The following is a 14210-nucleotide window of genomic DNA, read 5'->3' as shown; positions in this document are numbered from 1 at the left end:
ACTTCGCGCACCGGCGCGGTCCGGCTCCGCGCCTAGTGTTCCCTCTGCAGCGAGCACGCGTCGACCCGGCGACGTCGCACTCGTCGAGTCCGTGTGGGGATGCAGTGCAATGGCGTTGAACATGAGGGCACGGAGAACCGGCCCGCGGTTCCGGCCCTACCTGCTGTGGCAGCTGCCCACCCTGTGCCTCACGGCGGTCGTGACGGTCGGACTCGTCCTCGGGAACCCCGCATCGAACGTGCCCGCGTCGGCGCTCGCCGGTGTCGTGCTGGTCGCGGCCGTTGCCGTCGTCGCCGCCGTGATCCGCTGGGACAGGTTCCCGCACCGCTGGCAGGTGATCCTGCCTCTGGTCTCCGTGGGCGCCGTGGCCCTCATCGAGCTCCGAACAGTCTCCGTGATGCCGCCGGTGGCGCTGGTCGGTCTGGTCCCGGTCCTGTGGCTCGTCTTCGAGTTCGGCCGAACCGGTACGGCTCTGGGCATCATCTCGGTCGCCGCGCTCGTGTGCGTTGCCTACCTCGGCGATGCGTCACTCCCGTCCTCAGGTGCGGAGTGGGCCCAGCTCGTGATGGTGTCCGGCGTCGCAGTGGGCCTGTGCCTGGGAGCGCGGCACGTCGCGGATCGCCTGCAGCACAAGCGTCAGGTGCTCGATGAGCAGTCGGTGGTGGTGGAGAGCGCGCTCGAGCTGGCCCACGACCGGCTGCTCATGGTGCAGGCCATCCTGGACTCGGTCGATGCGGCCATCCTCGGCTACGACCGCGACGGCGAGCTGATCTTGGAGAACTCAGCGGCGCACGAGCTCGCCACCCGTGCGGGGGTGGATCTGACCGCGCCGGGCAACGGTCGAGGGCATCACGTCTACTCCGAGGACCGGGAGATGCTGGTGCCGGCTGACCAGCGTGTGCTCGCCCGGGCGAAACGGGGCGAGGAGGTGGACCCGCAGACCTACTGGTTCGGACCTCCGGCGGATCAGGTTGCTGTCATGGTCTCGGCACGCCAGGTCCGCCGCCGCGACGGCGCCCCCTTCGTGACCGTCGTCGTGGGCTGGGACGTCACGGAGGTCCTCGAGGCGGTCCGGGTACGCGAGGAGTTCCTCACCACCGTGTCCCACGAGCTGCGGACGCCACTGACCTCGATCCTCGGCTACCAGGAGCTGATGGCCGAGGAGCTCGGCCCGCAGGAGCAACGGATCGCGCCCATGCTCGCCACCGCCCAGCGCAACGCCAGGGTGCTGCTGTCACGAGTCATGCAGCTGCTGGAGGTCGCCGGGGCCAATGACCTGCAGATCAGGCGCCGTCCGATGGACGTCTCCGCGCTGCTGCGGGACGCGCTGGCCAAGCACCGAGTCGCCGCCGAAGCTGCCGGTCTGCGATTGGCCGCGAAGGTCGAGCCGGGGGTGAGTGCCCACCTAGACCCTGCGGCCTGGGAGCAGCTGGTGGACAACCTGGTCTCCAACGCCATCAAGTACACCCCTGCCGGAGGCAGGGTCGAGGTCGCCCTCGAGGACGTCGGCGACGCGCTCGCGATGCACGTCGTCGACACCGGCATCGGGATGTCGCGCACCGAGCAGGAGCGTGCATTCGATCGCTTCTACCGCACGACGGCGGCGCGCGACCGCGCGATCCAAGGCTTGGGGGTCGGATTGTCGATCGCGCGACAGATCGTCGACGCGCACGGCGGCGAGGTGTTCCTCTCGAGCACTCTTGGCCGCGGCACCTCCGTGACCGTCAGAGCACCGCTGCGTCCTGCGCCCGCCGAAACCTGATCATCCGACGTGAGCCGACCCCAACGCCAGCGGCGGTGGGCGCGATGACATCGTCGAGGGCGCGCAATCTCTGGACGAGCTCGTCGGTGTGGCCCTTGAGTCGTTCACGCGGGCAACGGGGCGAACGACACGTCGTTGTCCTCGACACTCGGCGAGTGGACGCACGGAGCAGGACGCGGTCAGCACAGCCAGCCGTACCCGAGGAAACCGCAGCCCCGGCCGGCACCCCAGCGCGGACACGAAGGTGCGGAGAGAGGCGTTCACGGCATCATCGTCGACGCCGGCTGTGGGCGATCGGCATGGTTCGGGTACACGCGGTACCTCGGTCCAGGAGGTCGGTGCCAGCGGAGCAGATGGACCCGTCCGGCACACCGCGATCTCTGCGTCCGGGTCGGCGACCACGGGGCGCCGACGTCATCGACAGGGGGTCTCGCCTCATGGTCAGTGTCACCGCCGAGCAACACGTCTCCGTCCCGCTGCTGCGGGCCTCGTGGGACGCGCTGACCTTCGTCCACTGGCGCGTCGCGCCGGAGCGGGTCCAGGCGCTGCTTCCCTCCGGGCTGGAGGTCGACGTCCACGGCGGCTCGGCGTGGGTCGGCCTGACCCCGTTCGTGATGGGCAACATGCGTCCTCTGGGTGTTCCCGACCTTCCGGGTGGCCTCCGCGTCCCGGGAGCGAGGCGGCTCCCCCGCCTGGCCGACGTGTCGAGCACTCCGGAGACCAACCTCAGGACGTACGTGCGGGGCCCCGACGGACGTGACGGCCTCTGGTTCCTGACCATCGACGCCGGCAGCGCCGCGCTCTCGGCCGCCATCAGGGCGGCGGTCGGAGCGCCGTACCACGGCGCACGGATGTCGGTCGAGCACGACGAGCGCACGGTCACCTACGCCGGCTCCAGAAGACGCTCGCACGAGGCCTACCGGCTGCAGATCGAGCCAGCCGAGACGATCACGCCCTCGGACCTCGACATCTGGCTCACCAGTCGCTGGCGCGCCTACACCCACCACCTCGGCCGCCTCCTGGTCACGCCCGTCGAGCACGAGCCGTGGCCACTGCGCCAGGCGACCCTGCGGTCACTGGAGCAGAACCTCACCGACTCCGTCGGTCTGCCCGGGCTGGGCGAGCCTGCGCTCGTGCACTACTCCGACGGAGTCCAGAGGGTCCGGCTGGGGCGGCCTGCCGTGGTCGCCTGAAACGCAGGACGTGCTCGTCGCGCACCGGGTCCGGACACCAGGATGTCGACCGTGGTCACGACCCGCTGCGGTGCGAGGAGGCCCTCCTCGCCCCGGGCGACGAGGTCGCGGCCGACCGTGTCGACCGGCGGCGTCGATCCCGCCGGGGGCCGCGCGCCGCGGCTCCGCGAGCATCGTCTCGCCGTAGCCCGCTGATTCGGGATCACGCCGGCGGGAAGTGCGCGGCGAGGGCCTGTCGGACGGCCGGGACGTCGACGGAGCCCTCGGCCCCTGCCAGCAGCTTGGCGAGGCGCTTGGGCCACAGCGCGTGGACACCCCGCGTGGTGAACGCGCCGCCGATCAGCGGCCAGTCGGCGTCGACGAAGCAGAGCGCACCGGTCACCGGAACGTCGCCGACGACCTCCTCCACCAGACCGACCTGAGCCAGCACGCCGTCGACGAGGGCGGTGCAGTCGCGCCGGCCGACGAACAGCTTCTCGACCCGGCGGCGGAAGATGCCGCCCTCGATCCGCAGTTCCGGGCGCCCCTGGTAGCGCTTGGCATCGATCACCCAGACGCCTGCCGTCGTCACGGCGATGTGGTCGATGTTGGCCCGGGAGCGCGGGATCCGCCGGTCGTGCAGGACCCCGACCGACTCCGAGGCCAGGGAGTCGAGGCGGGCCCCCAGCCGCTCCTCCCCCTCGGCGCCGGTCGCCCAGGCCTTCGTGCTCTGCTTCTCGTCCGCGAGCGCGACCGCGATCCCGCCGAACCTGCCCCACTTCTGTCGCAGGCGCTCCTCGTCCTTGGCCTTGCGTCGCTCGTACTCGCGGCGGGCCGATGCGCCCGCCGCGCCGCCCTCGGCCGGCGCAGGCGGAGGGACGGCGGTGAGGTCGGTGGTCGTACCGGTCGAGGCGCTCGGCGGGCACGCGACACAGCGCACCGCCTTGGTCGACTGCTCGTACACGGCGTGCTCACCGGGCGGGAGGTCCGTGCCGCAGCAGCGGCACACGCCCGCGTACCGAAGTCTCATTCGCTTGCCGGCGTCGGCGCTGGCGGTTGCACTCTGATCCATCGGCTCGGCCACCCGCGCAGCCTAGGCACGGCGGCCGCGACCTCGATGGGTAATTGCAGGAGCGAGGCACGTCGCCGCTTCCGCTCAGGCGACCGGGTTGCGCCACGCCGCGAGGTCGGCGCGCAGGGTGAGCAGGACCGCGGGCGTTTCCTGGATCGCGGGGTTGATCGCCGGCAGCATCTCGATCTCGTGCTCCACGGCGCGGAGGGCGAGGTCGCGATCGTCCTGGTCCACGTGACCGACGAGGCGCAGCAGGGTGAACGCCGCGCCGATGATCGTCCCGGCCGTCTGCACGCCGTCGATGCCGGTCATGGGGCCCTCGTACTCCGCGACCTCGTCGGGCTCGCACTCCAGGACCGTGGCCAGGGTGCTCGTCTCGTCGAGCTCCGCGCGACGCGGCGCCCACGTCCAGATCAGGTCGAAGCCCTCGTCGCTGCCGAACGGCGCCAGGTCGTCGCCGACGTCGTCGTAGGCCGGTCGGTGAAGTGGCGCGCGAACGCCGGCGCCGGCTCGGGCAGATCGGGCTCATCGGCTTCCACGCTCATGTGCCTGGCTCCTCTGCTCGACCGACGCTGGTGGGACCGTACCCGGTCAGCCGGCTACTCCAGGTCGACCGCGCGCGAGGTCTCCCCCACGAGGCGGCGGCGCAGTGCCCAGGCCGGGACGGGGGCTGCGCCAGAGCAGGAACTGGCGCACGGCCAGCGCCGAGAGCTGCCAGGCGAGGTACGCCGGGGTGCCGATCACGAGCCCGAAGTAGAGCAACGACGGCGACAGCGCGTCGGCCGGCTCGATCGTCGCGGCCAGGCCTGCGCCGAGCGCCACCGCGACCAGCCACGGCGCCGCCCACGCGGCCGCCTCCTGGACCCGGGTCAGCGTGTCGCGCGCATAGACCGCCGCGAGGAACACGCCGGCCGCGACGACGTACGCCGTGAGGGCGAGCGCGAGCGGCCAGGCGCCGAGGCACGCGAGGAGCAGGAGCCACAGCGCCCCGGAGACGAGGTTGCCCCGCAGGATCGTCGGGTCGAGCGCTGGCGATCTCACCGGCGGGGCCGGAGGCGGAACCAGTTCACGACGGTGAGGATCACGAAGACGGACACGAACAATCCCAGCGGGACGCCGACGAGCGTCATGACAGCCTCGCTCGGGTGCACTGCGAGGACCGGCAGCTCCTTGCCGCTGCTGTCGTCCGTCAGGGCAACGAGGAGCAGCTGGGTCACCGTGACCGCGACGGCGATCACGGCGGAGGCGATGGCGATCCGCCGCCAGCGGATGCCGCTCCCCGCACGAGCATCCGTGTGCTCAGCCGCCTGGTCCACCATCGTCCACATCCTTCGGTGCCGCAGGAAACGCCGCGGTCCCCGCGGCGTACCGATTGTCGCCCGCCGGGCGGCCGCGCGCGGGCGAACGAGCGCGGGGTCACGTGACTCACCCCACCCCACCACGAGGACCACGTCGTCGGGCTCGGACAGGTCGGTGCCGAGCACTGTGCGCGGTGGGTGCCCGCCTCGACGCTCGTGGCCCCGTGCTCACGACCGTGGACGTCGCGCACGCTCAGCCAACCTCGGACTCGATCTCGAAGTCGCCGAGGTCGCGCACATACGCGTCTGTATCCATCCCTTGACCAGGATGCCGGCGTTCAGGTCCTCCCCCCGTCGGAACACCGGGGCGTTCGTTCGCTGCCGTCGGGATTCCCCGTACATCTGTCGGCACCCCCTGACAGGATCCGCGCATGGACAACGAGGACGACCCGGGCATCGGCGGGCCAGCTACGGCCGAGGCGGATCTTGACGGAGCGACGTTGGGCGCCGATGTCGATGCTGCGACCGCCGAGCAGGAAATCGCAGACGCGGTGAGCGCGCGTCACTCGATCGCCCGCAAGTACGTCGGACGGGTGCGGCGCCGCCACCCGGAGACCTCTCCCGCAGGGGTGGTCGCGCTCCTCGAGCGCCACTACATCACTGCCATCAGCGTCGCAGGAGGCGTGACCACCGCTGGATCGATTGCCGCAAACGTCGGTCTGTCCCTCGTTCCGGGGGCCTCCGTAGGCAAGGAGGCCAGTAAGGCGAGCGCGAAGGCCGCCGCCAAGAAGGTGGCGGCCAGAGCTGCGGCGAAGAGTGCCGCCAAGGCCGCCGCGGCGAACATGGCACGCACCGGAGTCGCGCGAATGGTGCCCGCCGGCGACGAGCGCCTGCAGTTCGAGATCACCGCGATCTTCGCGCTGGCGCTGGCGGAGATCCATGACATGCGTCTCGACCAGGACCAGGCGAAGGCGCTGGTCTACGGGCTGTCGAACGACCGCGTCAGCCAGAAGCAGATCTCGGCGATGGCGAACGACGTGGCCCGCGCTACCCGGTCGGCGAGCGGCCTCGGGGAGCAACTGGCATCCGCCCAAGATGATTGGACGCACTGGGCCGACACCCTGGCCTCGCAGCTGCCCGGAACTGCCGCGCGCGATCTCGTCCGTACCGTGCAGACCGGCCAGCTCGCGACGATACGCAGCGGCCTCTCCGACGGCCAGAAGTCCATCGTCGAGCACGGCGTCGGCGCGGTCGCGGGCGGGATGACGCGCTTCGTCTTCGGACGAGAGGTTGTCAACGCAACGCGGGTCGCCTTCCCTGCGCCTCCGCAGGACTTTCCTCGTCACCTCGCCCTCGAGGCGGCCACGAGCAATGACGAGGACGAGGCGAGCGCCGCGTACGCCGCGCTGGAGGAAGCGGCCAAGTCGACGGCAGCGTGGATGTCGTCGACCGCGGGCAGGGCGACCCGAGTCTTCCGGAACGTCGACCTGGACGGCGACGGCATTCCCGACGAGGCTCAGGCCGTTACCGCTCTGAAGAACGCAGGGAGCGCCGTGTCCGGGGCTGGTTCCACCGCGGCTCGGGCGTTCCGACGGATCGACCGCGACGGCGACGGCGTACCTGATGACCCGGCCGCGCTGGCCGCTCTCCGCGACATCCGAGGCGCGGCGCTGTCCAGGCTCAAGCGTTCTAAGTCGGCGCCAGAACCTGATGAGGAACGGGCGGACAGGCAGGACCTGAAGGCACAGATCGACGAGCTGATGCGCCAGTACCAGGATGGCGAGATCGACGCCCAGACCTACGCACAGCAGATGATGGAGCTGACCACCTCCGCGCAGGACTGACCCGGCTCGACAGGGCATGCTCGATGTCCGACGTCGCCAAAGGGTCCGATGGCAGTCACGTGACCACGACGTCCTCGATGAGGTCGAGCTCCGGGTCCCACCAGCGGAGACGGTCGCAGACCAGCTCGCGGGGACCCTCGGTGTCCTGGAGGACCGCGAACGCCTCCGGGAGCAGACGTCTCGGGACGCGCCGCGCGACGGTGACGTGCGGGGTCCAGAGGGGGATGACGCAGGTGCGGCACCAGCGCACGACCGTCTCGCGCGCCACGCGCACGACCGCCTGGTCGGTGCCGACGGCCGCCGCGAGGGTGACGTGCGGCGCGTTGGTCATCGACCGGTGATCCCGGCCTTGAGCGCCTCCTACTGTGCCACCACCGCGGCCGCGGAGGCGGGCTCGGGGCTGAGCTCGAGGGCATGGTCGGGCAGGGAGGGAGGACGGGTCAGGGCGCCGGCCAGCGCGCCGCACCGACGGTCGGCCGCAGGGTTGTCCACAGGGGCTCTGACCTGCGAGGAGAGTGATCCGAGACTGTCGGTGGTCGGTGGTTGAGTAGATCCATGGAGGCACCCTTCGCACCCCGATCCGCTCACCCGGTGGGCGCGGCGGTGGCGTGCGTGCACGAGGCGCTGGATCAGGTCGCCGACTCCTCGCTGCTGGCAATGGGCGCCGCCGAGGCCGGGGCGGTCCTGCTGGAGCTGGGTGCTGAGATCGCGAGGCTGCAGGAGCTGCGGCTGCGGGTCGCGGCCCACGCCCACACGGTCGAGGTCGGCGACGCCGTGGGTGCGACCAGCACCGCGAACTGGTGGGCCCACCAGGCGCGGATCACCCGCCCGGAGACGCACCGCCTGATGCGCATCGCCCGGACCCTCGACACTGGTCACCACGACCCGACCCGCGAGGCCCTGGCCGCGGGGCGGATCCACCTCGACCAGGCGCAGGTCATCATCGACGCGGTCGACGACCTGCCGGCTGACCTCGTCGATGACGGCATCCGAGTCCGCGCCGAGGAGTTCCTGCTCGATCAGGCCCGCGAGCACGACGCGATCACCCTGCGCCGCCTGGCCAAGCGACTCGTCGAGGTTGCCGCCCCTGAGCAGGCCGACGCCGCCGAGGCCGCCCGGTTGGAGCGCGAGGAAGCCGCGGCCCGCGCCGCCGCCCGGCTCACCATGAGCGACGACGGGCACGGCAAGACCCACGGCCGGTTCACCATCCCCACCCACCACGCCGCCATGCTCCGCGCCGCACTCCTGGCGATCGCCGCACCGAAGCACCAGCACGCGGTGAACGGTGCCGGCACAGTTGAGCGCAGGCCGGGGCCCGAGCGGCTCGGTCAGGCGTTCTGCGACTACCTCGAGCGCTATCCCGCCGACCGGCTCCCCGACGCCGGCGGCATCGCCGCGACCATCGTCATCACCATGCCGCTCGAATCGCTCCTCGGTGGGCTGCGCGCCGCCCACCTGCACACAGGAGAGACCATCTCCGCGTCGGAGGCCCGGCGGCTGGCGTGCCAGGCCGGGATCGTCCCCGCCGTCCTCGACGGCGAAGGACGCCCCCTCGACGTCGGGCGTAAGCGCCGCCTGCACACCAAGACTCACCGGGTGGCGATGGCCCTGCGCGATGGCGGCTGCACCGCCGAGGGCTGCGACTGGCCCCCGGGCCTGTGCCACGCACACCACGACCAGCCCTGGTCCCGCGGCGGTGCGACCAGCGTCGCCAACGGCCGGCTCCTCTGCCCCCGACACCACGCCAGAGCCCACGACCCCGCCTACGAGACCAAGACCCTCCCTGGGGGCAAGCTCACCTTCCATCGCGGTGCTAGGCCGGCCGGACCAGACTGGGGAGCACGGGTCGCCGCCTCCACGGGGTCACCGCACGCCTCGGCCGGTGCTACTCCTGGACGTGGCGGCTGGCACTGACCCGGAGGCGGTCCGCGAGGGCCAGGACCTCCTCGCGCAGGGCCGCCGGGGTGATCACGTCGAATTCCCAGCCGAGCCCGGCCAGCATGCGGGCCATGCCGTCAAGGTGCTCGGCACGGGTCTCGAGGAGCACCCCGTCGGCGTGCTCGCTGAGCCGTCCCGCGCTGCGTGGCAGCCGCTCGCCCGCCTCGGCGAGGGTGGTCCGCAAGACGACGGACACCTCGTGGGACCACCTCACCGCAGCGATGCCGGACATCACCTGGGTCGTGGCGTCGAAGTCGGCCGGCACGACGTAGGAGCCGTCCGTCTGCTCGACCGCGGCGATGCGGTCCAGGCGGAAGGTCCGCAGGTCGTCACGGGAGTGGTCGTGCCCGCTCACGTACCACCGGCCGGAGTGGAAGACCAGGCCGTACACGTCGAGCTCGCGCCGCGACTCCCGCCCGGCCCAGTCGGCGTACGCGATCACGACGGTGCGCCGCGCCTGCGCGGCCGAGGCGAGACCGAGCAACGTGCCGGCGCCGGCGGGAGCGGGAGCGCGTACCGGGCTCGTGAACTGGGCCGTCGACAGCAAGCTGTCGAGGCGCTGTCCCAGGGCGCGTGGCAGCACGCGCGAGACCTTCGCCAACGCGCTCGCGGTGGCTGCGTCGTCGGTCGTGGCCAGGCCCGTGCGCTCCGCGGCCGTGAGCCCCAGGACGACGGCGATGGCCTCGTCGTCGGTGAGCATCAGCGGCGGCAGCTTGTAGCCCGGGGAGAGCCGGTAGCCGCCGTACCTGCCGCGCTGCGACTGGATGGGGATGCCGAGGTCGGTGAGGTGCTCGGCGTAGCGCCGGACCGTGCGCTCGTCGACCCCGAGCCGAGCAGCCAGCTCGCCGACCGTGCGCTGGCCGCCCGCTTGGAGCAGCTCCAGCATGGCCAGCACGCGAGCGGTCGGGCGAGTCACTGGTCTCCTCGGGCGCTCGAAGAACTGCCGAGCAAGTTGAATAAACCGGGCGGAACCTGCCCGCAATCGAGTCTAGCGTCGTGCTCATGACCACCACCACCTACGTCCTCATCCCCGGCTTCTGGCTCGGCGCCGAGGTCTGGCGCCCCGTCGCCGACTCGCTGAGGCGGCGCGGCCACGTCGTCCACGCCGTCGACCTCACGGGCATGGGCGAGCGCGCCGACCTCGCGACGCCCGAGACCGACCTGACGACCCATGTCGACGACGTCGTGGGCCTGCTCGAGGACCACGACCTGCACGACGTCGTGCTCGTCGGCCACAGCTACGGCGCCCTCGTCGCGACCGGCGCGGCCGACCGCGCGCCCGACCGCGTCGCGCGCCTGGTCTACATCGACTCCGGACCGCTGCCCAACGGCGTCGCCCAGGCCGACTTCGACGGGCCCGAGGCCCGCGCGGCCAACGACGACCTGGTCAGGACGCAGGGTGAGGGGTGGAAGCTCCCGCCACCGCCCTGGGCCGCGCTCGCCGCAGAGGTCCCCGAGGTCGACGACGCCGCGGTCGCCGCACTGGTCGAGGGCTCACGGCCCCAGCCCTGGCCGACCGCCACCCAGCCGGTCGCACTCACCGGCGCCTGGGAGCGGCTGCCGCGCACGGGCGTGCTGTGCAGCTTCAGCCTCGAGCAGCTGCGGCAGATGGCGCCGCACGCGCCGGTGTTCGCGCACATGGTCGACGGCGACTGGACCTACCTCGAGCTTCCGACGTGGCACTGGCCGATGGTGAGCCGACCCGCGGAGCTCGCCGAGGCGCTGGCGTCGGTCGGCCGGTAGGCCCAGCGGTCCGCGTCCCGGCCGAGAACCAACCGGTGCGCGGACCTCCCGCCGGCCCTATGGTCGAGGCATGCCTGAGTTCACCTGGCTCCCGGCCAACCGGGCGAGCGTGGACGACGTCGAGACGGTCTTCGCCTCGGGCGGCGCCCGCAAGTGCCGCTGCCAAGCCCTCAAGGTGCCGGGGTGGATCTGGCGGGACACCACCCAGGATCAGAGGGACGCCGCGCTGGTCGAGCAGACCGGCTGCGGCACAGCCGGCCCGACCTCCGGACTCCTCGGGTACGTCGACGGCGAGCCGGCCGGCTGGGTGGCGGTCGAGCCACGCGAGAACTATCCCCGGATCTGGAGCCGCAAGCAGCCCTGGATGCGGATGGACCCCGAGCTCGCCGACGTCTGGTCGGTGACCTGCTTCGTCGTACGCAAGGGATGGCGCAGGTCGGGGCTGACCTACGAGCTCGCCGCCGCCACCGTCGAGTACGGCCGACAGGTCGGAGCCCGGTTCCTGGAGGGCTACCCGATCGACCCGCCGCCCGGGCGGACCGTGATCTGGGACGAGGCCTCGGTCGGGCCGGTGCAGGTCTTCCTCGAGGCGGGCTACGAGATCGTGGCCTCCCCCACGCTGCGGCGCCGGGTGGTACGCCGACGACCGGGCGACCCGTCCTGACCTCGGCCGCCAAGTCGCGGCAGAACGCCGGAGCCCGCCTCCCCACAGGGGAAGGCGGGCACCGGGTGCGGTGGAACCGTTGGTCAGCGGCGCACCTTGCCGACCGTGACCGTCGTCTTGTGGGTGGCGAAGCCGTCCCGCTTGGCGGTGACGACCACCGTCACCTTCTTGCCCACCCAGCGCTTCGCGACCTTGAGGCGCGCCTTGCCGGAGACCGCCGTGTCGCCGACGAACCAGCGGTAGCCCACCGTGGTGGCCGCCGGCTTCAACGAGCCGGGGCGCGCGGTCAGCACCCGACCGACCTTCGCGGCGCCCGTGACGGAGGGCCGCTTGGTGACGGCGAAGGAGCGCGGCAGGTCGCCGACCGAGGTGATCGTGCTCAGGGAGGCGACGCCCTCCTTGCTGCTGACGATCGCGACCCGGATCTCCTTGCCCGCCCACGCGGCCTTGAGCTTGAGCGTGCGCGAGGTGGCCCCCGGGATCGGCTTGCTGCCGACGTACCACTGGTAGCCGACGGTGGTCGGGGTCGGCGACAGGGTGCCCGGGTGGACGGTGATGCTGCGCCCGGCCTTCAGCGTGCCGGAGACCGACGGCTGGGCGATGATCGCGAACTCGGGGTCGCCCGGCTCACCGTCGGCGACGGCGCCCTCCGACCACCAGGCGTCGCCGTACGTCGTGTCGCGCAGCGCGTTGGTGACGCAGTGAATCTGACCGCCGCGGTTGGTGTAGAAGTAGTCCTCGGCCCACTGGATCTCGGTGCCGACCTCCGCGAACCGCTCCTCGATCACGCTCTGGAAGAGGTCCTTGCCGTCCACGGCGGGCACGTGCTGGGTCGGGATGAAGACCACGTCGTGGCCGGTGCCGATCAGGTTGGCGGCGTTGGGGATCTGCACGCCGACGCGTCCGTGGCCGTTGTCGCGATAGAGGACGGGCACCCGGATGAAGTCGTCCTCGGTGAGGCCGATCTCCTTCTTGAGGACCTTGATGCCGCGGTTGACGCCGGCGTGCCCGATCTTCACGCCGCTGAGGATCTGCGTGTCGGTGACCGCCTGCGCGACGGTCAGGTCCGGGGCTGTCGAGCCCGCGGCGGGCACGAGACCGTAGGAGGTGTAGAGCTGCTCGTCGCCACGACCGGCGTCGACGAGCTCCTTGAGAAGGTCGAGCGCGAGCACCGGGTCGGCGACGACGACGGCCCAGCCGCGCTCGTTGTCGGCGGGGATGACCGACATGAACTCGTCCATGTGCCCGACGCTCAGCCAGCTGGTGTCGACGTTGATCGGGTCCTGGAATCCCTGGAGCTCGAGCATCGTGTTGAACGCCGGGTCCGCGGTGTAGACGGTGCCGGGCACGGCCCCCACGATCTTGCGGCCGAGCGGGTAGCTCTTGCCCTCGTGCTCGTACGCCGGCACGGTGCCGTAGTTGCCCGTCGAGCCGCGGCTGTCGTAGCTCATCCCGGGGATGCTCGGCGGGACGTACGCCGGGTCGAAGTGCTGGATGCCGGCCACGTCGGGGCCGCGCAGCTCGGTGAAGACCACGCGTCCGGTCTGGCGGAACGGGTTCACGCCGGAGTTGTCACGGCCGTCGCGGACAGGAGCGCGGACGAAGACCCGCATCTGGTGCTCGCCGTCCGGGGACGGGACCGACATGAGACCCGGCTCCATGATGTCCTGGGTCCAGATGTCGGTGCCGTCGCCGCCGCCCCGGGCGCCTTGGAGGCTGGGCAGCTTCTCCAGCTTGACGTCGGCGCCGATGCGCTCCATGCCGGCGAGGAAGTCGCGGGTGAGCGCCTCGGCGTTGCCCTGGGCGCGGATCGTGGCGGCCGGCGGCTCGCCGACCTCCTGGCCCTCGTAGACCGACGTGGTGTTGTCGGCCATGTAGAGCGTCTCGATCGGCATCCGGTCGGTCGCGAAGAGGAGCGGGGCAGCGCGCAGCTCGACCCGGTCGGTGGCGACCTGGCGGGCGCCGTTGCGGTGGACCACCTGGAGCGTGACCGTGCCGTCCCACGACTCGTCGCGGATGATGTCCTTGCCCTCGACGCCGAGCTCGACGCCGGCGCCGATCCGGTCCGCGGGCAGCACGCCGTTGGCGGGCAACGGGGTCCAGTCCTCCGCCGAGGAGCCGTCGCCGTTCTTGACGAAGACGTTGACCTTGGAGGCGCCCACGCCGCGCAGCTCCACGCGCACGGAGGTGACCTTGCCGGTGTCGACGGGCAGCACCTGCACCCGGACCAGGTCGAGGACATCGGCGTCACCGTTGACGATCGCGTCGGCCGCGTCGTTGCAGGAGGCGAGCTGGACGTCGGTGAGCTGGACGCCGCCCGGACCGACCGTCGGGCACTCGTCGAGGTCGTCGTCGAGGTTGGGCAGGAAGAACGCGCCGCGCTCCTTGGTCCATGTGCCCCGGCCCTCGGCGTCGGCGCTGTCCACGACGCCGTCACGGTTGGTGTCGGCCAGGATCAGGGCCGACGTGCCGGGGGACGCGCTCGCGGGGGCGATCGCCATCGCGGAGAGCACACCGGCGCCGAGCACCGTCCCGCTGATCACCACCGCGCCGGCGCGGCGCATCCTCGTCCGGAGCTCGGGGTTTCGTCGTGTCATGGACTCCCTCTTCACAGATCTGGCTCACGTCGACCCGTGCAGGTCGACCGGGGCAAATCCATCAGCGCCGCGTGCCGCGCCGATTCCGGCGAGAAGAAGATGTCGTGATCCCAAATGAGA

General features: G+C 71.7%; 14 protein-coding genes. 6 read left to right on the top strand and 8 right to left on the bottom strand.

Going from position 1 to position 14210, the window contains the following annotated elements; translation table 11 throughout:
* Window positions 1-109 precede the first annotated feature (109 nt).
* Window positions 110-1762 carry a cell wall metabolism sensor histidine kinase WalK gene (locus HOQ23_RS08115; RefSeq protein WP_172213594.1) on the top strand — a complete coding sequence of 551 codons (1653 nt, stop codon included), beginning with the start codon at window positions 110-112 and terminating at the stop codon, window positions 1760-1762.
* A 437-nt stretch (window positions 1763-2199) separates the two neighbouring features.
* Complete coding sequence (locus HOQ23_RS08110) at window positions 2200-2955, top strand: YqjF family protein (RefSeq protein ID WP_172213592.1); 756 nt, start codon at window positions 2200-2202, stop codon at window positions 2953-2955.
* A 202-nt stretch (window positions 2956-3157) separates the two neighbouring features.
* Here the strand turns inward: HOQ23_RS08110 and HOQ23_RS08105 are convergent, their stop codons facing one another.
* From HOQ23_RS08105 to HOQ23_RS08090, 5 genes are all read right to left on the bottom strand, one after another.
* A complete protein-coding gene (locus HOQ23_RS08105) occupies window positions 3158-4018 on the bottom strand; it encodes a nuclease-related domain-containing protein (RefSeq protein ID WP_367650424.1) in 861 nt (286 codons plus the stop codon).
* 72 nt (window positions 4019-4090) lie between these two features.
* Window positions 4091-4318, bottom strand: coding sequence for a hypothetical protein (locus HOQ23_RS08100; RefSeq protein WP_172213590.1), 228 nt, complete (start codon window positions 4316-4318; stop codon window positions 4091-4093).
* Window positions 4319-4419: 101 nt separating this feature from the next.
* Window positions 4420-4551, bottom strand: coding sequence for a hypothetical protein (locus HOQ23_RS21195; RefSeq protein ID WP_301539727.1), 132 nt, complete (start codon window positions 4549-4551; stop codon window positions 4420-4422).
* Between the two features lie 46 nt (window positions 4552-4597).
* Entirely contained in the window at window positions 4598-5047 is a 450-nt protein-coding gene (locus HOQ23_RS08095) for a hypothetical protein (RefSeq protein ID WP_172213588.1), read from the bottom strand.
* The gene (locus HOQ23_RS08090; RefSeq protein WP_172213586.1) at window positions 5044-5325 is read right to left on the bottom strand and encodes a hypothetical protein; all 282 of its coding nucleotides are present in this window, start codon (window positions 5323-5325) and stop codon (window positions 5044-5046) included. Before HOQ23_RS08090 ends, HOQ23_RS08095 begins: the two co-directional genes overlap by 4 nt.
* Before the next feature lie 410 nt (window positions 5326-5735).
* Between HOQ23_RS08090 and HOQ23_RS08085 the strand changes: the two genes are divergently transcribed.
* Window positions 5736-7148, top strand: a complete 1413-nt coding sequence (locus tag HOQ23_RS08085; RefSeq protein ID WP_216653910.1) for a hypothetical protein — start codon at window positions 5736-5738, stop codon at window positions 7146-7148.
* Window positions 7149-7203: 55 nt separating this feature from the next.
* Here HOQ23_RS08085 and HOQ23_RS08080 read toward each other — a convergent pair whose 3' ends face one another.
* The gene (locus tag HOQ23_RS08080; protein ID WP_172213584.1) at window positions 7204-7479 is read right to left on the bottom strand and encodes a hypothetical protein; all 276 of its coding nucleotides are present in this window, start codon (window positions 7477-7479) and stop codon (window positions 7204-7206) included.
* Window positions 7480-7703: 224 nt separating this feature from the next.
* Here HOQ23_RS08080 and HOQ23_RS08075 point away from each other — a divergent pair, with 224 nt between their 5' ends.
* Entirely contained in the window at window positions 7704-9062 is a 1359-nt protein-coding gene (locus tag HOQ23_RS08075) for an HNH endonuclease signature motif containing protein (protein WP_172213582.1), read from the top strand.
* Here HOQ23_RS08075 and HOQ23_RS08070 read toward each other — a convergent pair.
* Entirely contained in the window at window positions 9034-10002 is a 969-nt protein-coding gene (locus HOQ23_RS08070) for a YafY family protein (RefSeq protein WP_172213580.1), read from the bottom strand. The genes HOQ23_RS08075 and HOQ23_RS08070 overlap by 29 nt on opposite strands.
* Before the next feature lie 86 nt (window positions 10003-10088).
* Here HOQ23_RS08070 and HOQ23_RS08065 point away from each other — a divergent pair, with 86 nt between their 5' ends.
* Together HOQ23_RS08065 and HOQ23_RS08060 are read left to right on the top strand one after the other, a co-directional pair.
* On the top strand, window positions 10089-10829 hold the full coding sequence (locus HOQ23_RS08065) for an alpha/beta fold hydrolase (protein WP_172213578.1): 741 nt from the start codon (window positions 10089-10091) through the stop codon (window positions 10827-10829).
* 70 nt (window positions 10830-10899) lie between these two features.
* Window positions 10900-11493, top strand: coding sequence for a GNAT family N-acetyltransferase (locus HOQ23_RS08060; protein ID WP_172213576.1), 594 nt, complete (start codon window positions 10900-10902; stop codon window positions 11491-11493).
* A gap of 83 nt (window positions 11494-11576) precedes the next feature.
* Here the strand turns inward: HOQ23_RS08060 and HOQ23_RS08055 are convergent, their stop codons facing one another.
* Window positions 11577-14090, bottom strand: a complete 2514-nt coding sequence (locus tag HOQ23_RS08055) for a protein-arginine deiminase family protein (RefSeq protein WP_172213575.1) — start codon at window positions 14088-14090, stop codon at window positions 11577-11579.
* Between the last annotated feature and the right edge of the window lie 120 nt (window positions 14091-14210).

This window comes from Nocardioides sp. zg-DK7169 (genome assembly GCF_013155365.1).
GTDB lineage: Bacteria > Actinomycetota > Actinomycetes > Propionibacteriales > Nocardioidaceae > Nocardioides.
This window is presented reverse-complemented; position numbering and strand designations above follow the sequence as displayed.

Bases quoted from the DNA above. Each gene is read 5' to 3' on its own strand.
- HOQ23_RS08075 (WP_172213582.1), top strand. From the start codon at position 7,704: ATGGAGGCACCCTTCGCACCCCGATCCGCTCACCCGGTGGGCGCGGCG.
- HOQ23_RS08100 (WP_172213590.1), bottom strand. From the start codon at position 4,318: ATGACCGGCATCGACGGCGTGCAGACGGCCGGGACGATCATCGGCGCG.
- HOQ23_RS08080 (WP_172213584.1), bottom strand. From the start codon at position 7,479: ATGACCAACGCGCCGCACGTCACCCTCGCGGCGGCCGTCGGCACCGAC.
- HOQ23_RS08055 (WP_172213575.1), bottom strand. From the start codon at position 14,090: ATGACACGACGAAACCCCGAGCTCCGGACGAGGATGCGCCGCGCCGGC.
- HOQ23_RS08065 (WP_172213578.1), top strand. From the start codon at position 10,089: ATGACCACCACCACCTACGTCCTCATCCCCGGCTTCTGGCTCGGCGCC.
- HOQ23_RS08085 (WP_216653910.1), top strand. From the start codon at position 5,736: ATGGACAACGAGGACGACCCGGGCATCGGCGGGCCAGCTACGGCCGAG.
- HOQ23_RS21195 (WP_301539727.1), bottom strand. From the start codon at position 4,551: ATGAGCGTGGAAGCCGATGAGCCCGATCTGCCCGAGCCGGCGCCGGCG.
- HOQ23_RS08060 (WP_172213576.1), top strand. From the start codon at position 10,900: ATGCCTGAGTTCACCTGGCTCCCGGCCAACCGGGCGAGCGTGGACGAC.
- HOQ23_RS08090 (WP_172213586.1), bottom strand. From the start codon at position 5,325: ATGGTGGACCAGGCGGCTGAGCACACGGATGCTCGTGCGGGGAGCGGC.
- HOQ23_RS08115 (WP_172213594.1), top strand. From the start codon at position 110: ATGGCGTTGAACATGAGGGCACGGAGAACCGGCCCGCGGTTCCGGCCC.
- HOQ23_RS08110 (WP_172213592.1), top strand. From the start codon at position 2,200: ATGGTCAGTGTCACCGCCGAGCAACACGTCTCCGTCCCGCTGCTGCGG.